Origin of the sequence: Streptosporangium vulgare (assembly GCF_042428775.1) — a bacterium.
Taxonomy (GTDB): domain Bacteria; phylum Actinomycetota; class Actinomycetes; order Streptosporangiales; family Streptosporangiaceae; genus Streptosporangium; species Streptosporangium vulgare.
Map to the genome: position 1 here is coordinate 110,315 of NZ_JBHMBS010000004.1, position 19,325 is coordinate 129,639.

19 protein-coding genes and 1 riboswitch are annotated in these 19,325 nt (G+C 70.2%); of the genes, 8 read left to right on the top strand and 11 right to left on the bottom strand.

Translation table 11 applies throughout. The features are described 5' to 3' along the window. Positions 1 to 99: 99 nt before the first annotated feature. Positions 100 to 1,968 carry a sensor histidine kinase gene (locus ACFFRH_RS10035; RefSeq protein ID WP_386155826.1) on the bottom strand — a complete coding sequence of 623 codons (1,869 nt, stop codon included), beginning with the start codon at positions 1,966 to 1,968 and terminating at the stop codon, positions 100 to 102. Positions 1,969 to 2,153: 185 nt separating this feature from the next. Between ACFFRH_RS10035 and ACFFRH_RS10040 the strand changes: the two genes are divergently transcribed. Together ACFFRH_RS10040 and ACFFRH_RS10045 are read left to right on the top strand one after the other, a co-directional pair. Beyond that, positions 2,154 to 3,563 carry a serine hydrolase gene (locus ACFFRH_RS10040; RefSeq protein WP_386155828.1) on the top strand — a complete coding sequence of 470 codons (1,410 nt, stop codon included), beginning with the start codon at positions 2,154 to 2,156 and terminating at the stop codon, positions 3,561 to 3,563. 230 nt (positions 3,564 to 3,793) lie between these two features. Beyond that, positions 3,794 to 4,780, top strand: coding sequence for a pirin family protein (locus ACFFRH_RS10045; protein ID WP_386155830.1), 987 nt, complete (start codon positions 3,794 to 3,796; stop codon positions 4,778 to 4,780). Between the two features lie 41 nt (positions 4,781 to 4,821). Here the strand turns inward: ACFFRH_RS10045 and ACFFRH_RS10050 are convergent, their stop codons facing one another. From ACFFRH_RS10050 to ngcE, 7 genes are all read right to left on the bottom strand, one after another. Then, the gene (locus ACFFRH_RS10050; protein WP_386155832.1) at positions 4,822 to 5,394 is read right to left on the bottom strand and encodes a superoxide dismutase family protein; all 573 of its coding nucleotides are present in this window, start codon (positions 5,392 to 5,394) and stop codon (positions 4,822 to 4,824) included. Between the two features lie 158 nt (positions 5,395 to 5,552). Next, on the bottom strand, positions 5,553 to 6,632 hold the full coding sequence (locus tag ACFFRH_RS10055) for a 1-aminocyclopropane-1-carboxylate deaminase/D-cysteine desulfhydrase (RefSeq protein ID WP_386155834.1): 1,080 nt from the start codon (positions 6,630 to 6,632) through the stop codon (positions 5,553 to 5,555). A gap of 17 nt (positions 6,633 to 6,649) precedes the next feature. Continuing rightward, positions 6,650 to 6,940, bottom strand: coding sequence for a 4a-hydroxytetrahydrobiopterin dehydratase (locus ACFFRH_RS10060; protein ID WP_386155836.1), 291 nt, complete (start codon positions 6,938 to 6,940; stop codon positions 6,650 to 6,652). Further along, positions 6,927 to 7,529: a hypothetical protein gene (locus ACFFRH_RS10065; RefSeq protein WP_386155838.1), complete on the bottom strand. Its 603-nt coding sequence runs from the start codon at positions 7,527 to 7,529 to the stop codon at positions 6,927 to 6,929. Before ACFFRH_RS10065 ends, ACFFRH_RS10060 begins: the two co-directional genes overlap by 14 nt. A 107-nt stretch (positions 7,530 to 7,636) precedes the next feature. Further along, the gene (locus ACFFRH_RS10070) at positions 7,637 to 8,545 is read right to left on the bottom strand and encodes a carbohydrate ABC transporter permease (protein WP_386155840.1); all 909 of its coding nucleotides are present in this window, start codon (positions 8,543 to 8,545) and stop codon (positions 7,637 to 7,639) included. After that, on the bottom strand, positions 8,545 to 9,456 hold the full coding sequence (locus ACFFRH_RS10075) for a carbohydrate ABC transporter permease (RefSeq protein WP_386155842.1): 912 nt from the start codon (positions 9,454 to 9,456) through the stop codon (positions 8,545 to 8,547). Before ACFFRH_RS10075 ends, ACFFRH_RS10070 begins: the two co-directional genes overlap by 1 nt. Positions 9,457 to 9,462: 6 nt before the next feature. Beyond that, positions 9,463 to 10,920, bottom strand: a complete 1,458-nt coding sequence (gene ngcE, locus ACFFRH_RS10080) for an N-acetylglucosamine/diacetylchitobiose ABC transporter substrate-binding protein (RefSeq protein ID WP_386155844.1) — start codon at positions 10,918 to 10,920, stop codon at positions 9,463 to 9,465. Positions 10,921 to 11,251: 331 nt separating this feature from the next. Here ngcE and ACFFRH_RS10085 point away from each other — a divergent pair, with 331 nt between their 5' ends. The 6 genes from ACFFRH_RS10085 (at position 11,252) to ACFFRH_RS10110 (ending at position 15,377) form a co-directional block, all read left to right on the top strand. Beyond that, positions 11,252 to 11,899, top strand: coding sequence for a class II aldolase/adducin family protein (locus ACFFRH_RS10085; RefSeq protein ID WP_386155846.1), 648 nt, complete (start codon positions 11,252 to 11,254; stop codon positions 11,897 to 11,899). A 4-nt stretch (positions 11,900 to 11,903) separates the two neighbouring features. Further along, on the top strand, positions 11,904 to 13,124 hold the full coding sequence (locus ACFFRH_RS10090; protein ID WP_386155848.1) for a DUF4032 domain-containing protein: 1,221 nt from the start codon (positions 11,904 to 11,906) through the stop codon (positions 13,122 to 13,124). A 144-nt stretch (positions 13,125 to 13,268) separates the two neighbouring features. Beyond that, the gene (locus tag ACFFRH_RS10095) at positions 13,269 to 13,649 is read left to right on the top strand and encodes a roadblock/LC7 domain-containing protein (protein ID WP_344745435.1); all 381 of its coding nucleotides are present in this window, start codon (positions 13,269 to 13,271) and stop codon (positions 13,647 to 13,649) included. Positions 13,650 to 13,653: 4 nt separating this feature from the next. After that, positions 13,654 to 14,556 carry a hypothetical protein gene (locus ACFFRH_RS10100; RefSeq protein ID WP_386155850.1) on the top strand — a complete coding sequence of 301 codons (903 nt, stop codon included), beginning with the start codon at positions 13,654 to 13,656 and terminating at the stop codon, positions 14,554 to 14,556. Between the two features lie 52 nt (positions 14,557 to 14,608). Continuing rightward, complete coding sequence (locus ACFFRH_RS10105; RefSeq protein ID WP_386156222.1) at positions 14,609 to 14,995, top strand: roadblock/LC7 domain-containing protein; 387 nt, start codon at positions 14,609 to 14,611, stop codon at positions 14,993 to 14,995. A gap of 10 nt (positions 14,996 to 15,005) precedes the next feature. Next, on the top strand, positions 15,006 to 15,377 hold the full coding sequence (locus ACFFRH_RS10110; RefSeq protein WP_344745432.1) for a hypothetical protein: 372 nt from the start codon (positions 15,006 to 15,008) through the stop codon (positions 15,375 to 15,377). 171 nt (positions 15,378 to 15,548) lie between these two features. Here the strand turns inward: ACFFRH_RS10110 and ACFFRH_RS10115 are convergent, their stop codons facing one another. The 3 genes from ACFFRH_RS10115 to ACFFRH_RS10125 form a co-directional block, all read right to left on the bottom strand. Continuing rightward, positions 15,549 to 16,409 carry an alpha/beta fold hydrolase gene (locus tag ACFFRH_RS10115; RefSeq protein ID WP_344745431.1) on the bottom strand — a complete coding sequence of 287 codons (861 nt, stop codon included), beginning with the start codon at positions 16,407 to 16,409 and terminating at the stop codon, positions 15,549 to 15,551. 333 nt (positions 16,410 to 16,742) lie between these two features. Beyond that, positions 16,743 to 17,570, bottom strand: a complete 828-nt coding sequence (locus ACFFRH_RS10120; RefSeq protein WP_344745430.1) for a hypothetical protein — start codon at positions 17,568 to 17,570, stop codon at positions 16,743 to 16,745. A gap of 246 nt (positions 17,571 to 17,816) precedes the next feature. Next, positions 17,817 to 17,967: riboswitch (cyclic di-AMP (ydaO/yuaA leader) on the bottom strand. 283 nt (positions 17,968 to 18,250) lie between these two features. Then, positions 18,251 to 19,114, bottom strand: a complete 864-nt coding sequence (locus tag ACFFRH_RS10125) for a DUF4253 domain-containing protein (protein ID WP_344745429.1) — start codon at positions 19,112 to 19,114, stop codon at positions 18,251 to 18,253. Positions 19,115 to 19,325 lie beyond the last annotated feature (211 nt).

Genomic DNA, 19,325 nt, shown 5'->3' on the forward strand with positions numbered 1-19,325 from the left:
CTCGCCGCCCCCCCTGCCTCCCGCCCCTTCGGCCCGGCACGTCGGCTCGCTACCTCAGCCTTTCGCTCCCTCAGCCCGGTATCCCGGTTCGCCACCCCCTCAGCCCGGCATTTCGGCTCGCCGATCTCTCAGCCCGGCCCCTTGGTCCGGCACGGGAATCCAGGCGCCGACCAGGGTGCCCTCGCCGGGCACCGAGGAGACGTCGAGGCCGCCGCCGAGCGCGGCCAGCCGGTCGGCCAGCGCGCCCAGGCCCCCGCGGCCGGGCGCGTCCCGCTCGAAGCCCCTGCCGTCGTCGGAGACCGTGGCCCGCAGGCGCCCGCCGGACCAGGCCAGCCGTACCTCGATCCTGGAGGCCCCCGCGTGCTTGAGCGCGTTGGCGACGGCCTCGCTGACCGTGAAGTACAGGGCTCCCTCGATCTCGTCGGGGAAGCGCCGCGAACGGAGCGCCTGATCGGCCGTCACGACCGTGGCCACCGGCAGCCGCGAGCAACGCTCCTCGACCGCCTCCGCCAGGCCGCCCTGACTGAGCACGGACGGATGGATGCCCGCCGCCAGTTCCCGCAGGTCGGTGAGGGTCTGGCGGGCCTGCTCGCGCAGGAGCGCCAGGCTGCCGGGGCCGCCACCGGTGGCGCGGGCCAGCTCCAGCCCCGCGATCAGCGCGACGAGCTGCTGCTGTGCCCCGTCGTGGATGTTGCGCTCGATCCGCCGCCGCTCGGCCTCCTGCGCGTTGACCAGGCGCGCCGCCAGCCCCGCGCTCTGGATCGCCAGCCCGATCGGCACCGCGAGCGAGCCGAGCAGCCTGCGGTCCTCGGCGTTGAAGCGCCCCGCGACCTTGGGGCCGCAGGCGATGTGCCCCAGCCCCGCCGGGACGGTGAGCACCGCCTTCCCGTCCTCCACGCCCGCCACCACCCGCGTGCCGTCCGCGAGCGTCACGGCGGCCCACCGCGTCTCCAGACCCGTCCGTACGGCCTCCGCCAGCCGTCCCAGCTGCTCCACGGGGTCCGCCGCCTCCAGGCCGGGCCCGAGCTCTGTCAGGAGCTCGTCCACCGTCGGCCTGAGGTCGAAGACCAGGAGGAGCCGGGAGCCCCTGACCGCCACCCGGATGTCGAGCAGGTTGTGACGGAACACGACGGTGGCGATCACCGCGGGCAGCGCGGCCACCGCCGTCACGACGCCGACCCAGCTCACCGCCTGGCCGCCCTGCCCGAAGATCATCGTCACTATGGAGCCGCCCAGGGCGGCCACCACTCCGAGGATCATCCAGCGGAGGCGGCGTCGCTCGACGAGGGTGCCGCGCCGCTGACGCAGCACGAGGGAGGCCAGCACCGACAGCGCCACGAGGAAGACCACCAGCTGCCCGAGCCCGCCCACCGAGGCGGCGAGCAGCCCGGCCGCGCCTTCGAGCCCCAGCGGGTTGCCGTACGGGAAGGTCGAGGCGTAGACCTCGTCGGGGCTGAGCAGGACGCCCAGCCAGTGCAGGAGGATCGCCGCCCCCGCGATCCAGGCGACCGGACGCCAGCGCGGTGAGGGCAACCTGCCGTCAGGGAAGATCAGCGGGACGAACACCCAGCTCAGGCCGTAGAAGCCGGAGAACAGCGAGGTCAGCAGCGCGCCGGTCACGGCGAGGGGGCCGCGGGTGTCGCCGTACGCCACCAGGACGCCCACGCCGAGGCCGCCGAGACCGAGGCAGACGGCGGTGACCAGCAGCAGCCAGCCGTAGGGGTTGTCGGGACGCCTGACGGCGATGAGCAGGCCGACCGAGGGCAGGAGCGCGCAGGCCACGATGAACAGCCACTGACTGAACGGCGTGGGCACACCGGCCTCCAGCACGCCGCCCGCGACCATTCCGGTCACCGACACCACGGCCATGGACACGGCGAGGGCGCGGACCGGGGCGGACGCCGACGGGCCCGGCGGGCCCGACGGCGACGCGGGCACCGAAACGGTCAGAGGGGCCGTTAACGTCATAGAACGTAGGGTGACCTGCCGCAGGCTCCGCCGTCCAGGGGGTTGTCCGCACTTCCGGTGTGGTTCGCCGCACCCGCGAGACGGAGGACCGCCGGGTGTCGCGGGCCGGGAGCGCTTCCTAGTTTCGGATGTGGGCCATCGGGGAGATGGCCGCAACGCCGGAGAACATCCCGAAGGAGCATCTCATGCGGTTGCCGTTCCGATCGAAGCGCCTGCTGGCCCTCGCCGTCGCCGTCACGGCCGTTCCGGCTGTGGTCCTGCCGCCGGCCGTTTTCGCGTCGGCGGTCACGGCCGAGCGGGCCACCGCCGAAACGGTCACGGCCGGGACGGTCACCTCGGGGAGACCTTTCGCCGAGCCGGAGATCCCGGACAGCCCCGCCGGCCGGCAGCTGCGCTGGTTCCTCGGCGCGCCGGACCGGGCACCGCTGGCGGAGAGCGAGCTCAAGGAGCATCTCAACTCCGGCTACCTCTCGTCGCTCACGGTCAACGGCGTCAACGCCTTCCTCAAGGCGTCGAAGGGGTTCCGACTGGAGAAGCTGACCAAGGAGACGCCGTCCGCGCTGGCCGGGACCGGCGCGATCGGCGAGCAGCCGTTCACCCTGCAGCTCGGCGTGGACGGCGACGGGAAGATCAACCTGTTCGGGCTCACGCCTCCCGAGCCCTCCGTGCCCGCCGCTCCCAGGAGCTGGAAGAAGCTCGACGCCCGGCTCCGCGAGGTCGCGCCTCGGGTCGGCTTCCTCGCCGCCGAGATCGACGCGCGGGGCAGGTGCGACGTCGCGCACGCCGTGGCGCCGGACACGGTCCGGCCGCTGGGCTCGATCTTCAAGCTGTACGTGCTGGGTGCCGTGGCCGAGAAGATCCGCGACGGCGGGCTGAGCTGGAACACCAAGCTCACGATCAAGCCCGAGTGGAAGAGCCTGGGCGAGGACGGGCTGACGGGCCGCCCCGACGGCAGCACCACCACGGTCGAGGAGGCCGCCAAGCTGATGATCTCGATCAGCGACAACACCGCCACCGACATCCTGATCCACACGGTCGGCCGCAAGGCCGTGGAGGCCAAGGTGCGGCGGTGGTCGAGCCACGCCGAGCGGAACATCCCCTTCCTCACCACGCGCGAGGTCTTCCTGCTCAAGGGCGTGAACCACCCCGCGCAGGCCCGCGCCTACCTGGCGCTCGACACCGTCGGCAGGCGCGCCTACCTGAAGGACACGGTCGCCAAGCAGTCGCTGTCGGACATCGTGCTCTGGGAGAAGCCCAGGGAGATCGACACGCTGGAGTGGTTCGGCTCGCCCCGCGACGTCTGCCGCGCCTACGCCGGGCTTCTCAAGCTGGGTGGCAGGCGGGTGAGCGCGGTGATGTCGGCCAACGACGTCGGTCTCGGGCTCGACAAGAAGAAGTGGCCGCTGGTCTGGGCCAAGGGCGGCTCCGAGACGGGGGTCCTCGACCTGTCGCACCTGGCCCGCTCGGCCTCGGGGAGGACCTACGTCGTGACCGCGCTGACCAGTGACCCGGCCGGGGCGCTGGACGAGCGGGTCACGGTCCCCGAGCTGATCTCCCTGAGCCGGGGCGGCTTCGCGCTGGCCTCCGGCAAGTAGCCCCGCCCGGGGCCGACGGGCGGGTGGGTCGGGCGGCGGCCCTCACCGTCGAGGCCGTGGCACCTCTTCGTCACGGCCTCTTCGGCACGGCCTCTTCGCCTTCGCCCCGGCCTCTTCGGCACGGCCTCTTCGCCTTCGCCCCGGCCTCTTCGGCACGGCCTCGTCCGGCACGGAATAGTTGAAACATCAACCGAGTTATCACCGGCGAACATCGCAGGAAGGAATCCACAATGCCGGCCGTGACCGTAGAGAACCCGCTGACCCTGCCCCGCCTGCCGCAGCCGCTGAACGCGACCCGCGAGCGCCAGGTGCTGGCCGTCACCACCGCACCGAGCGGATTCGAGGGAGAGGGCTTCCCGGTCCGCAAGGCACTCGCGACGATCAAGTCCCAGTATCTCGACCCGTTCATCATGATGGACCAGATGGGCGAGGTCGACTACGCGCCGGGCGAGCCCAAGGGCACCCCCTGGCACCCGCACCGGGGCTTCGAGACCGTCACCTACATGATCGACGGAGTGATGGACCACGCCGACTCGCACGGCGGCGGCGGCACGATCTCCGACGGCGACACCCAGTGGATGACGGCCGGTGGCGGCATCCTGCACAAGGAGGCTCCCCCGGAGTGGCTGGTCCAGAAGGGCGGCCTGTTCCACGGGATCCAGCTCTGGGTCAACCTGCCGGGCAGCGAGAAGATGGTCGCGCCGAAGTATCAGGACATCGGCAGGACCAACGTCGTCCTGCTCAGCAGCCACGACGGCGGAGCGCTGGTCCGCCTCATCGCGGGAGAGGTCGGCGAGTTCACCGGCCCCGGCTCCACCCGGACGCCGATCACCCTGCTGCACGCCTCCCTCAGCCCCGGTTCCCAGCTGACGCTCCCCTGGCGCAAGGATTTCAACGCGCTCGCGTACGTCCTGTCGGGACGTGGCACCGTCGGCGGGGACCGGCAGCCGATCGAGTCGGGCCAGCTGGCCGTCTTCGACGGTTTCGGCAGCCTTCCCGGGCTGGGCACCGACGGCGAGACCATCACGCTGTCGGCGGCCGGCACCCAGGAGAGCCGCAGCCCCAACCTGGAGGTCATCGTGCTCGGCGGCCGCCCGATCGGCGAGCCGGTCGCGCACTACGGGCCGTTCGTGATGAACACCCAGGCGGAGCTGGCGAAGGCGTTCGAGGACTATCAGGCCGGTCGTCTCGGCACCGTCCCCGCCGGCCACGCCTGATCGCGGAGCACGCGGCCCGGTGCCGGGATCCGGTGCCGGGCCTAACGTTCGGTGAGGGTGACACAGGCGACGCGGGGGCCGGCGCTGCCGGCCTCGGCGCCGGTGGTCTGGGTGGGCTTGGCGTGGATCACGAGCGACCTGGGCAGCCGGCCGGGGACGAGCGCCCAGTCCTGGGTGGTGGTGGCGATGGCGTCGCCCCGGACGTCGGTGGTGAAGTCGAGCCAGACCTCGTTCTCCGCGTTCGCCTGGGTGTGGGAGTGCTGGTAGTGCGGCCCGGCGTCCTCCGGTTTGAAACCGCACGGGTTGACGTGCAGGTGCGCCCCGTACGTGCGGCTGTGGAGCATGCCCTTGGCGACGAGCCTGGCGGTGGCGAGCACCGCTCCCGACTCCACGGTGACCCGCACCGAGGCTCCGGGAGGCACCAGCGTGGTGTCGTAGACGACGGCGGAGGCGCGCGGCGCGGGACTGACGAACGTGCCGCCCCCGGCGAGGCGGATCGCCTTGGCGCTCGGACCCGCGCTGGGACTGTGCCCGGCCGGATGGGGCGCGGCGACCTGCTCGCCGCAGCCCGCGCAGAGCAGGGCGACGGCGGCGAGAACTCCCAGAATGCGCATCCACGATCTCCTTGACCGGGCCGGAGAAGAGCAGCGCCCACCATATCGAGTGATCATATGACCACGCTCGGTGTTGACCGCTCCCGGCCACGCCGTCCCGGAGATCCGTTACGAAGATCCGTTACGGGGACCCGGCCGGTCCGTCCCCGCCCGGCCCCTCACGACGAAGCCGCCTCCATCGCCCCCGTCACGACGGCGACGATCGTGGTGTTCCCGGGAAGGGCCCCGCGTTCCGCGAGGGTGAAGACGCCCCACATCATCTTCGCCACGTAGATCCGGTCGAGCGACATCCCGTGCCGGTGGGCGAAGTCGTCGACGAACGCGTCCAGCTCGGGAGCGCGTCTGGCGTAGCCCCCGGCGTGGAAGTCGTGGTCGATCGTCCAGTTGGCCGACACCTCTCCGTAGGTGACCTCCTGGAGCCTGGCGACGTCGTCGGCCAGGAACCGCGCTCCCCGCAGGACCGAGAAGCCCAGGGCCCGCCGCCCGGGGGCCAGCCCGGCGGCGATGCCCGCGAGCGTGCCCCCGGTGCCGACGGGGCAGCACACGACGTCGAACGGCACGTCGATCTCCCCGGGAAGTTCGGCGCAGCCGCGGACGGCCTGCTCGTTGCTGCCGCCCTCGGGCAGCAGGTAGAACCGGCCGAACCTCCGGCGGAGCGCCTCGACCACGGGCGCGGTGCCCTTGGCGCGGTAGGTGGTGCGGTCCAGGTAGACCAGCCGCATCCCCGAGTCCGCGGCGAAGGCCAGGACGTCGTTGAGCGGCAGGTGCTCCTCACCCCGGATGACGCCCACGGTCCGGAACCCGAAGCGGGCCCCGGCCGCGGCGACGGCCCGCACGTGGTTGGAGTAGGCGCCGCCGAAGGTCAGCAGGGTCTCGTGGCCCAGCTCCGCGGCCCGCGCCAGGTTGTACTTGAGCTTTCGCCACTTGTTGCCCGGCAGGAGCGGGTGGATCAGGTCGTCGCGCTTCAGGATCACGCGTACGCCCGCGCGGGCGAGCCGGGGGTCGTCGAGCTCCACGAGGGGCGAGGGCGGCCTCGGATCGAGCTCCGCGGAGAGCGAGGGACGCGTCAGGTCGAACTCCGCGAAGGGTGAGGGGCACGTCCCGTCGAACTCCGCGAAGGGCGAGGGACACGTCCCGTCGAACTCCGCGAGGGGTGAGGGGCGCGTCCGGCCGGGTTCCGAGGGGGGAGGGCGGCGTCCGGTCGAGCTCCGGCGGCCCTCCTGTCCCGGATCGGTCACGGTCGGCCGGGGACGGTTCAGGCGTTGGCCGAGGCTATCTCGTCGATGCGGGCGGCCAGGGTGAAGTCGAGCTCCGTCAGGCCCCCCGCGCTGTGCGTGCTGAGCGCCAGGTGGAGGGTGCGCCAGCGGATGTCGATGTCGGGGTGGTGGTCGAGATTCTCGGCCTCGACCGCGATCTCGTCGACGACGCGGATCGCGGTCGGGAAGTCGGTGGCGGTGATCGTGCGGCGGATCTCGTCGCCCTCGCGCCGCCACTCGGGCAGGCCGGTCAGCCGCTCGTCCACCGCGGAGTCGTCAAGCAGGTTCATCCCCCCAGGAGATCACGTCTCCGGCGAAGACGCCAAGCCTGGGCAGGCTTCCGGCGCGCCGGGCCATGGCCATGATGCCCTGGGCCATGGAGGTGGCGTGGCTGGCCTGGTCGAGGAGGGGCTCCAGCTCGGGCAGCAGGCCGGGCAGCCGGGCGAGACTCCAGTCGTGCCAGTCCGACAGGCGGGTGCCTCCGCTGTCGGGGTCTTCGGCACGGTAGGCGGCCAGGATCGGGCACTCCCGGTGGATGCGGAGCAGCCATCTCTCGATGTCGGCGTTGAGCGCGGCGATGCGGGAGGGGGCGGCGTACAGCCAGCCGTCGTCGCCGATGCGGTCGGACTCGCCGGGGGCGACCGGGTAGGAGCGGACCACCGTGCCGTGCAGGAACAGCCCGCTGGCCACCATCAGCTGGCGGCCCTCGCACCAGTCGAGCGCCCCGCGCAGGGGCACCGGGACGGTGTCGACGATGACCGCGCGCTGGGAGGTGCTGGGCTGGCGGGCGAAGCGTACGTGCACCTCGGCCCACATGTAGTAGCTCGCCTCCCCCGCGCCGAAGAAGGGGAAGGGGAAGTCGTGGTCGGGGTGGGCCATGTGTCGGGTTCTCCGTGGGGAGGGGACAGGAGTCGTTCCGAATATGAACGACTCCCGACGAGACTCCCGGGATTACTCGCCGGAGCGTCCAATCTGACCGGATCCGGTCATTTGACGGCGCCGGAGGTGAGACCCGACTGGATCTGGCGCTGGAAGATGATGTAAATGATCATCACGGGGATGATGGCCATGCTCAGCGCGGCGAACAGCCCCGGCCAGTCGGCCTCGTACCCGGCGCTGGTGGAGATGTTGGCGACGCCCTGGGTGATCACCCACTTGTTCTCGACGTTGCCGGAGAGCAGCACGATCGGCAGAAGATACTGGTTCCACTGCCCCAGGATGTTGAAGATCGTGATGCTGATCAGGCCCGGCTTGGCCATCGGCATCATCACCCGGAAGAACGTCCGGGTGTGCGAGCAGCCGTCCATCATCGCCGCCTCGGCCACCGAGGTGGGCAGCGTCTTGAAGAACGCCGACAGGAAGAAGACGGTGAACGGCAGCGAGTAGGCGATGTAGACCAGGATCAGGCCGAGGTGGGTGTCGATCAGCCCCAGGTTCTTCACCACGAAGAACAGCGGGACCAGCGCGAGGAAGACCGGGAAGGTCATGCCCGACACGAACAGGAAGTAGATCAGCCTGTTGCCGGGGAAGGTGTAGCGCGCCAGCACGTACGCGGCCATCGAGCCCAGGAGCATGGTGCCCGCCGTGCTGCACGCCACCACGAAGACGGTGTTCAGCATGTACTGGCCGATGTGGGCCTTCTCCCAGGCCCGGCCCCAGGCGTCCCAGCCGAAGGAGGCCGGGAGGGTGATGGCGTCCCCGAAGATCTCGGTGTTGGTCTTGAACGAGGACAGGAACGTCCAGACGATCGGGCCGACGATCAGGATCGCCCAGACCAGCAGCGCGACGTGGGACAGCGCGCCGAAGATCCCGAGCGGGTTCCTCGCGCGGCGCCTGACGGGCGCGGGGGCGGTGGGGCGGGTGGCGTCGGGCTTGCGCGCCGTGTCCGTGGCCATCAGAACTCGATCCTCTCGCGCCGGGTCACGCGCAGGGTGAGGGCGGCGAACGTGATGGTCATGAAGAACAGCGCCACGCCCATCGCCGACGCGTAGCCGAACTTGGAGAAGTTGAACGCCGTGCGCCAGATCTCCATCGGCAGCACCGTCGTGGAGTTGTCGGGCCCGCCCCGGTCGACCGAGAGGACCTGGACCAGGGCGAAGGCGTCGAAGGCGGCGATGCCGAGATAGACCCAGGCGACCTGCATGGTGTCCCACAGCAGCGGGATCGTGATCCTGAAGAACAGGGTGAACCGGCCCGCGCCGTCCAGCGCGGCGGCCTCGAACACGTCCTTGGGGATGGAGGACATGCCGGCCGAGAACAGGACCACGTAGAAGCCGACGGCCTGCCAGACCATCACCGCGATGATCGAGAGCAGCGCGATGTCCGGGTCGATGAGCCAGCCGACCGGGTCGATGCCGACCTTGCCGAGCAGGCCGTTGATCACGCCGGTGCCGTCCGGGCGGTAGATCGCCTGGAAGAGCACGCCGACGATGGCCACGGCCAGGACCTGGGGCAGGAAGAAGATCACACGATAGACCTTCGAGCCCCAGATCCCGGTCATCCGGCCGCCCCGCTGCCCGCCGCTCAGGTTGAGCAGGAAGGCGAAGAACAGGGCGATCACGATCGTGACCAGCGGCATGACAAGCAACAGAACACCGTGGTGCCGCACCGCGGCCCAGAAGACCTCGTCGTCAAAGAGCCTGGTGAAGTTCTCCAGGCCGATGAACTGGGGGTTCGCCGAGATGCCCTTCCAGTTGGTCATCGAGATGTAGAAAGCCTGTATGTACGGGCTGATCACGAAGACCACGTAGAGAAGGACCGGCGCGGCCAGAAAGCCGACGATGAACGGATACTTGCCCTGCCGCATCGGGAGCTACACCGTCCGGTTCTGCTTGGTGATGGACGAGTCGGACTTGGTCTTGTCGGCGGCCTTCTGCATCTTCTCGCAGAACTCGTCGGCGGAGATGCGGCCGAACATGAGCGCGTTGGTCTGCTTGCGCAGCTCGGTCTCGAACTCCTTGTACCAGTTCTCGAAGCTGCTGAAGGTGACGATGTTCTGGCCGGCGGCGGTCTGCGCGGCGCTGAGGCTCGCGTTGCCGGGCGACAGCTCCAGGCCGTCGGCGGCACCGGTCACGACGGTGATGTTGCCCGACTTCTCGGTGAAGCCCCTCGCGCCCTCCTTGGAGAGCATGATGCGCAGGTACTCCAGGCCGCCCTTGGGGTTCTTCGCCTTGGCGGGGACGATGTAGGCCTCGCCGGCGGCGGCGCGGATGGCCTCGAACGGCATCTTGTCGGCGGCGGTGACGCTGGGGGTGGGCGTCAGCGCGTACTTGAAGGTCTCCGGGGTCTGGGCCTTCTGCTCGTTCTCCAGCCAGGAGCCCGACGGGTACAGCGCGACCTTGCCCTGGTTCTGGCGGAGCTGCACCTCGGTGTGGATCAGGCCCTCGAAGGACTTGTCCATGTACTTGGCGATCTCGGCCCAGGCGGCGGCGGACTGCTTCATGGCGTCGCGCTGCCAGACACCGTCGACGAGGTTGTCGACGTCGACCAGGATCTGGTTGCCCTCGATCTTCGCGGCGGAGATGAGGATCATCCAGTACGCGTAGTAGGCGGCGTTCTTGCCCGCGTACGCGAAGGGGGTGATCCCGGCGGCCTTGGCCTTCTCGGCGAAGGCCTTGAACTCGTCGAAGGTCTTCGGCGGGGTCCAGCCGTTCTTCTCGAACAGGGCGGAGTCGTACCAGAGGCCGTACGCGGAGAAGACGTAGTTCATCAGGTACGGCTTGCCGCTGATGAGGCCCGACTCGACGGTGCCCGGCGCGACCATGTCGCGCACCTTCTTGCTCGGGTCGTCGATCGAGGGGGCGTCCCACAGCTCGGTGAGCTCCAGGAGCTGGCCCTCCTGCTGCAGGGCGCCGTTGTCCATCAGGTCGGTGCCGGAGTTGGCGATCATGTCGGGGACGTCGCCGCCGGCGAACCGCGGCTGCAGGGTCTGCGCGATCTGCTGGGTGGCGACGTGCTTGACCTGGGCCTGCGGGAACGCCTTCTTGTACAGGGGCTCGTGGACCTCGGTCGCGTAGCTGTCACCCAGGCCGCCCTTGAAGATGACGACCTCGAGCGGCGCGTCGGCGGCGACACCGAACGGGTTCTTCGCGGAGACCGCGCCGCCCGCGGAGGGGGCCGCGGAGGCCGGGGCCGCCGGGGTCGCGCCGCCGCCGGTGGCGCAGGCGGTGAGCAGCCCGGCGCCGGGGCCGGCGATCAGAGCGGTCATGCCGATCCGGCGGAGCATCTGCCGCCGGGTGATATCTCCGGGCGTACCGGCCGAGTTGGACATGTAACCCTCCTGAACGGGGGATCAATTAGGAAAGTTTCCTAAACGTTTGCCCGAAGGTACGTACCCCCGGAGTCCACCGTCAAGAGCTCGTATCCGGTCTAGACCGAGCCGTGATGTCCTCGCGACATATCCGGTAGAAACCAAACGCCAGGGAAGTGCAATCCAATGACAGAACGGCACACAGTAGCCGATATTTCCCGGCAAACCGTTGACATCCGGCCGATGGAGGGGTAAAGGAACCGTACTTCCCGATCATCGTGGGGCGACAACCGGTCTAGACCAGATAATGGGGGTTTGCCGCCCGGTACCGCAACCCCCTACTTTTGGGAACATGTTGCTGGCCGAACAGCGCCGACTGCTGTGTGAGTACGGCCACCGGGCCGCCGCGACCGGGCTGGTCGTCGGAACCGCGGGAAATCTCAGTGTGCGCGCGGGCGACCTGGTCGCCGTGACGCCCAGCGGCGTCTCCCTCGACCGGCTGGAGCCCGAGTCCTGCCCGGTCGTCGACATCGAGGGCCACCTCGTCGAGGGCGACCTGCGGCCCTCCTCGGAGACCCCCATGCACCTGGCGGTCTATACGACCACCGGCGCGGGCGCCGTCGTGCACACCCACTCCGTCTTCGGCACCGTGGTCGCCACGACCATGAGCGAACTGCCGCCGATCCACTACAACGTCCTGCTGCTCGGCGGGACCGTCAGGGTCGCCGAGTACGCCACCTACGGCACCCCCGAGCTCGCCGCCTCCGTCAGGGCCGCCCTCAAGGACCGGCGGGCCGCGCTGCTGGCCAACCACGGCGGGGTCACGATCGGCGACGACCTGGACGGGGCCTTCGAGGCGACCCGGCTGCTGGAGTGGCTCTGCGAGGTCTACGTACGGGCCAAGGGCGTCGGCGAGCCCCGCGTGCTCACCGAGGAGCAGCTCGCCGCGGTGGTCCGGCGCGCCTTCGACCCACCCACCTTCCCCCGTCGCGAGGACTGACCGCATGCCCCTCCAGCTCACCGGCGCCCCGAGCGATCCGGATCTCATCCGCCTGCCCTGGGACGTCCCGCTGGAGCAGTGGCCCGAGCACCGGCTGGTCTCCCTGCCGCGCGGCATCTCCCGGCACGTGGTGCGTTTCGCCCGCCTGTCGGGCAAGGTGTACGCGATCAAGGAGATCAGCGAGTACTACGCCAAGCGCGAGTACCGCCTGCTGTGGGACCTGAGCCGGATGGACACCCCCTCCGTCGAGCCGGTGGCCGTGGTCACCGGGCGGACCGACGCGAACGGCGAGCCGCTCGACTCGGCGCTGATCACCCAGCACCTGCAGTTCTCCCTGCCCTACCGCGCGGTCATGTCGGGGACGGTCCGGCCGGAGACGCTCAACCGGCTGCTCGACGCCCTGGCCGTGCTGTTCGTACGGCTGCACATCAGCGGCTTCTACTGGGGCGACTGCTCGCTGTCGAACGTCCTGTTCCGCAGGGACGCCGGTTCCTTCGCCGCCTACCTGGTCGACGCCGAGACCGGCGAGCTGCACCCGATGCTCAGCGAGGGCCAGCGGCTGTACGACATCGACGTCGCGCACACCAACATCTTCGGCGAGATGCTCGACCTGGAGGCGGGCGAGCTGCTGCACCCCTCCATCGACCCCGAGCAGACCGCCGACTCGGTCGTCCACCGCTACCACCGCCTCTGGAGCGAGCTCACCTCCGACGACATCATCGACGAGGTCGACTGGCACATGATCGACCAGCGGATCCGCCGGCTGAACTCCCTGGGGTTCGACGTCGCGGAGATGATGGTCCGCCGCAAGGCGGGCACCGGGCGGCTGATCGTCCGGCCCAAGGTCGTGGACGCCGGGCACCACCAGCGCAGGCTGCTGCGGCTGACCGGCCTGGACGTGGAGGAGAACCAGGCCAGGCGCCTGCTCAACGACCTCGACTCCTTCCGTGTGTCGCACGGCCTCCGTCACGAGGACGAGGCGATCGTGGCCCACCGCTGGCTGGCCGAGGTCTTCCAGCCCACGGTGCTGGCCGTGCCCCAGGAGCTGCGGGGCAAGCTGGAGCCCGCCCAGTTCTTCCACGAGGTGCTCGACCACCGCTGGTACATGTCGGAGGAGGCCGGGAACGACGTCGGGCTGCCCGCCGCGGTGAATTCCTATGTGAAGAACATTCTTGTTTTCAAGCCGGACGAAAAGGCACTCATCACCGACGAGCCAACGGGTTGATTTCCACCCGGGGTGTATAACTTCCTACTCGGTTAGGGAATCGTATGCCTTCTCCTATCAAAGCCCTAGTCAGGGAGTTCGGTTCGCGAGCGGTTTCCCTACGCTGACCGGGCGACGCTTGAAGTCGCCGGCGAGGGAGAGTACGTGCTCGGAATCGAAGACTGCCTGACCGAGGTGATGGCCATCCCCGGTGCCCTGGACGCGATCCTCATCGATCAGACCAGCGGGACCGCGGTGGCCGCCGGCGGTGCGAGCCGTCACGCCGACGTGGAGAGGTCGGCCGCGGGGCTGAGCGAGACCCTGCGCGCGACGCTCGACGGGCTCGCCCTCGCCTCGCCCGGCGGCACGGTCCGGATCAACGACATGATCGTCACCACGGACGGCGGCCACCATTTACTGCGGCCGCTGGAAACGCCTTTCGACGGTCCCCTCGTCATTTACGTCAGGCTCGATCCCGAACGCTCGAACCTGGCACTCGCCCGCCACCGTCTCCAGGCCCTTTCCGGCCGCCTGATATCGACGTGAGACCATGCCGAGCGTCGAGAACATCCTCAGCGGGCTCGCCGGCGACCACGCCACCGGCTCCCTGCGGCTCGGCAAGGCGGGGGTCATCTACCTCACCGACGGCCGCGTGACCTACGCCGAGAGCGCGGCCGCCCCCCGGCTGGAGGACCTGCTGGGCACCTGCCGCGGGATATCCGCCCACGCCGTACGACAGGCCAGGCAGGCCGCCGGCGGCCGGCGGCCGGACCCGCGGCCGTCGGGGGGCGAGCGGCTGGTCGCGCAGGGCCTGCTCACCAGGGGGGAGCTGGAGTTCTGCGTGCTGAGCACGGTGCTCGACGCCGCGTACTTCCTGCTGCAGGCCACCGGGCACCGGCCCAGGTTCCGGCGGGGAGAGCTGCACTGGCTCGGACCGCAGTGGTACTTCGACGCGACCGGCCTGCTCCGGGAGTGCGAGCGGAGGAAGGCGCAGTTGGAACAGACCTGGCCGTCCGCGGAGCTGGACACGCTCCCGGTCGTCCCGCTGGGGCGCATCAGCGCCCAGCGGGTGGTGCTGAGCTCGCTCCAGTGGGAGGTGCTGGTCGGCGCCGACTCCACGGCGACCCCCGCCGACCTGGCACGCAAGCTGGGCCGGCCCGCGTACTCGGTGCTGCTCGCCGTGCGGCAGCTCGCCGCGTCCGGACTGCTCCGCGTCCCGGAGCCCGGTCCGGTCGTGGCTCCCGGGGCTCCCGTAGCCCCCGGAGCTCCCGTAACCCCCGGGGCTCTCGGGGCACCGGAGCCGCTGCCCCGGCGGACGAGGGGCGCCACGGAGATCCCGGCGGCCGGTACGGGCTCTCCTGAGACGCCGGAGTGGCTCCCCAGGGCGAACGGGGACCCCGCCGACGTCAACCTGCTCATCCGGCTCAGGAACGCATTGGAGGCGATGACTTGAGCCCGGTCACATGCCGATAAGGCTGCGGACGCTGAAGCTGATCGGAAGGAGGATGCCGGTGGAACTGCGCGAGGAGATACGGCGCGAGATGGCGGCGCTGCGAGAACGCATACCCGACGTGAACGGGAGCATCGCGTGCAGCGTCGACGGTCTGACGATAGCGAGCGACCTGGACAGAGACGCCGAGCAGACCGGCGCGCTCTCCTCCGCCGTGCTGGCCCTCAGCCGCCGGATGACGAGCATGGCCGGCAAGGGCACCTTCGAGGAGACGTTGATCTCCGGCACCAACGGTTACGCGGCGTTCTACGCCGCCGGACCCAAGATCGTCCTCACGGTCCTGGCGCGCCCGGGGACGAACCTCGGGCTGCTCCGGCTGGAGGGCCGCAAGACGGCGGCCAGGCTGGCCGCCGTCAGCTCACGCATATCGATATCCCAGTGAGGAGACAGCAATGGGCAACATGGACATCTCGCTCAAGGAGATGATGACGATCGACGGTGCCATCGGCTCGGTCGTCGTCGACTACAACAGCGGGATGGCGCTGGGCGCCCTCGGCGGATCCAAGGACCTCGACCTCCAGGTGGCGGCCGCGGGCAACACCGAGGTCGTGAAGGCCAAGATGCGGACCATGGAGTCGCTCGGCCTCAAGGACGGCATCGAGGACATCCTCATCACGCTCGGCACGCAGTACCACATAATCCGCCCGATCTCGGGCCGGAGCGGCAAAGGGCTGTTCCTCTACCTGGCCCTCGACCGGAACCGGGCCAACCTCGCGCTCGCGCGGCACGTCCTGCGCGGCATCGAGGAGAAGCTCGAGGTGTGATCCCTCCGGTGCGGCCCGTGCCCCGGGAGGCGCGGGCCGCACCGGAGCCCTCCGGGAGCGCCACGGAGCCTCCCGGGAGCGCAGCCGGACCTTCGTGGAGCCCCACCGGAGCTTCGTCGGAGCCTGGTCGAGGAGAACGAGGAGAACGCGAGAAACAGGGCGTGCCGGGGGTCACCGCCCGGAGTCCGCGGAGACGGTGAGCTCGTCGATCGCGTCGACGAAGGCGGGCCAGAGCTCGGCGGGCAGGTCGTGGCCCATGCCGGGGAAGGTGATCAGCCGGGCGCCGGGGATCGCGTCGGCCGTGGCGATCCCGGCGGGCAGCGGAACGAGCGGGTCGTCCTCACCGTGCAGCACGAGAGCCGGAACCGCGAGCTCCCCGAGCCGGGGCGCACGGTCGCCGGAGGCCATGATCGCGGCCACCTGCCTGGCCGTGCCCGCCGGGTCGTACGACCGGTCGTAGCCCAGCCCGGCGATCTCGGCGTTCCACTCCCGGTCGAACGGGTAGCCGGGCGAGCCGACGGCCGCGCAGTTGTCGAGGGCCCGCCGGACCGCGCTCTCGCGGTCGGGCGTGAAGGCCGGCAGGAGCACGTCCGGGTCGGTCAGCAGGGCGGCCCGCGGGCTCGGGGTGGACATGATCGAGGTGAGGCTGCGCACCCGGCGCGGGTGGCGGATCGCGAGTGACTGCGCGATCATCCCGCCCATCGAGAGGCCGATCACGTGGGCCGTGTCCCAGCCGAGCGCGTCGAGCAGTCCGGCGGCGTCGTCGGCCATGTCGTCCAGCAGGTAGGGGACCTCCCCGCTCCCGTCCAGGGCGGGCGTCCCCGCCCCGTCCAGGTGGGTGCTCTCGCCGCTGTCGCGGTTGTCGAAACGCACCACGTGGTACCCGCGGCCGGCGAGCAGCGCGCAGAACCTCTCGTCCCACTGGATCAGCTGGCAACCGAGGCCCGTGATCAGCAGGAGGGGACGGGCCCCCGGGGAGCCGAAGGTGTCGTAGGCGATCTCGATACCGTTCGCCGGGGCCCGCAGAGTCATGGCGCTCCTACCGTCCTTGCTGGTTCCGCGGGACAGAATGCCATTCGGGGGAAAGCGGGCCACCGGCGGGGTGAGGTCTCCGGCGGAGGATCTCCGGCAAGGGGTCTCCCGCAGGAGGGCTCCCGCAGGGGGTCTCCGGCAGAGGGTCTCCGCGGGTCGAGGCTCTGCGGGTCGGGGCTCCGTAGGTCGGGGGTCGGGGGTCGGGGCTCCGGGGGGAGCTTCTACGGGACGGACTCTCCAGCGGGGAGAGCTCCGGCCGGGGCGGTCCGGCGGGGCAGGGGCTCCGCCGGGGAAGCCGGAACGGGGGAGCTCCAGCGGGGCGCAGGCCCCGGCTCAGCTCTTCCCGGCGCCGATCTCGGCGGCGCGGGCACCGATGGCGGCCACGCCGGCCGGGAGGTGCATGGAGGCGGGCTCGACCATGACCTTGGGCTTGCCGGCCCACGGCCGGACCGCGGCGCTCGCCAGCTGGGTCTGCACGCCTATCCCCAGCTCCTGGGCCTTGGCGAAGACGACCGTCGGGGGCTTGGCCGGGCTGGTGTCCCTGCGGTTCCAGGCACCGGTGGAGAACGCGACGGGGTGGTTCTTGATCCCCGTACCGCCGCCCCACTTGGTGACCACGTACTTGATGTCGATGTGGCCCATGCCGCCGTTGCCGTCCACGCCGAGCGTGCCGGCGTTGAACCTTCCACCGGTCAGGTCGGCGAAGGTCTTGGCGTCGATGTCGATCATGATGCCCTGGTTCGAGGGCGAGCCCGGACCACGGTCACCGACGAAGAACTTGGCCTTCTTGCCCTTGTAGATGAGGTAGCCCTCGGTGAGCAGGGGCCAGCTCGGGCTGGCGATCATGCCCTTCTGCATCGGCCTGCCGCTGGCGGGCAGCCCGGTGTCACCGGCCCGGCCGGAGGAGTCGTCCCAGAAGTAGGAGGCCGTGGTCGCGCCCTGGAGGAGAACGGTCTCGGCACTGGCCTTCGCCACGCCGACCTCGGGGTCGGCGGTGGCGGCGAAGCAGGTGGCGGCGGGCAGCGCCAGGGCGACACCGGCGGAGGCGAGGACACTCGCACCGACCAGGGCTGCGGCCGCGAGACGCTTGCCGCGGGGATTGTCGTTCTGCCAGGTGGACTTGCTCAGGCCGTTCTTGTGCATACCAAAGAAGAGGCGCATGGAGAAAAGGCTCTTTCGCGAGGGAACGGGGCAGCCATGTGCGACACACCGGAGGGGTGCACTGGCGGGAACGCGCTCGTCGGAAAAGGGGGCGTAGCCGGAATCTCAGGCAATCGCTACGCGGAGCACGATCTGGAGGATGCCGCGGTCGGGGCGGCGGGGGGGTCGGGGGGGACGGGGGAAAAGTCAGGTGGTCGGCGCGGACACGGGGTGCACCGACGTGGTAACGCGGTGATCCATGAGGGGATCTCCTCTCCATCTCGTCTACCGGGTTAGCTGACGGGTTCGGGCGGTGGAGTTGCCCTACCGCCGCGCGGTCGCGGCGGATTCACCCCGGAAACGTGGTTCCCCGGCTCCGGAGCCCGTACGGGCTCTCGGGATTCGACGTCGGCCGGCCGCTCCCTCTTGTGAAGGGCAGGTCGCCTACCGATAACCCTGGACACTACCCACCAAAACCGGACAAAGCAAAGCAAACACCATGAAAACCCCAGAAGATCTACCTACAACCTTCAAGGAAGCCTCATCGATCGCCCCGTCAGACCAACACCCGTCCTACCAGCACGGATGTCTCCCCCATGCCGGGAATCGCCTCCGGAACCCCGTCCCCGGCCCCGTTTCCCGGCCTCGTTTCCCGGCCTCGTTTCCCGGCTCCGTCCCGGCACCCGCTCCAGAGGCTCCGCTCAGTCCCACCAGAACGACCAGGCGTTCCTGCCCTTGATCTGCTCGGCGTAGTCGATGAGGTTCCCGGCCCCCTGGATGATGCTGTCGGGGCAGAACGTCCAGTGCTCCGCGGCGACGTGCAGGGCGTGCTCCGAGGTCGTCGGGGGCGCGGCGACGCTGAGGTCGAGGGTGTTGAAGCCCATGCCGACCACCCGTACCCCGAACCTGTCCTCCCAGCTCCGCACGACGGCCGCGAGCGGGACCATCCACTCGTTGTGGTTCAGGGCGCCCTGCCAGCCCATGACGGCGAGGGCGTCGGCCCCGCGCTCGACCGCGACGAGCCCGAGCGGGGTCCTGCGCTCGGCCACCAGCCCGGCGTACCAGTCGGCGACCACGCCGGGGTCGGCGGCGAGCCTGCCCGAGGGGGCCGGGCCGGGACACTCGGGACCGAAGGGGTCGAGCAGTTCGAGCTGGTCGAGGTTGGCCCTGGCGATCCAGTCGGACCACACCTCGGCCATGAACGCGGCGGCGTGGTAGTTGTCGATCTGACCGGCCGTGTCCGGGGCGATCTGGCCGGCCGACCAGGGCTGGACGGAGTCCTCCAGCAGCACCGGCCACAGGCCCGACCGCTCGTGCTGGGCCCTCAGCCGGGCCCAGTACTCGCCGGAGACCGCCACCTCGCTGAGCCAGAACGCCGGACGGCGACGGACGGCGAGCTGAGCGTAACCGGGGTCGGGCCACACCACGTCCCCCGGTGGCAGCTCCACCGAGAGCCTCCTGACCACGCCCTCCCCGGTCTCGCCGCCGCCCTCGCTCCCGTCGGCCCCATCGGCGAACAGCTGACCCAGAACTGGCGGAAGTCGCTCACTCTCGCAATCGCTCATCTCTACCGATCCGATCCTGGCCACGGACCAATTTTGGCCTGTCAACCATCCCGAGGGACAGTTCTGCCCTGGTCCAGGCAAAAATTATCGGTATCGCGGAGAACGGAACCGGGTGGGTACCCGCCCGTCCCCGTCCCGTCCGGTTGCCCGCGGCCGGTTGTGCAGTGCAGAACGTTGTGCTGCAAAGTGGCCGCGGGGCGGCGTACTCGCC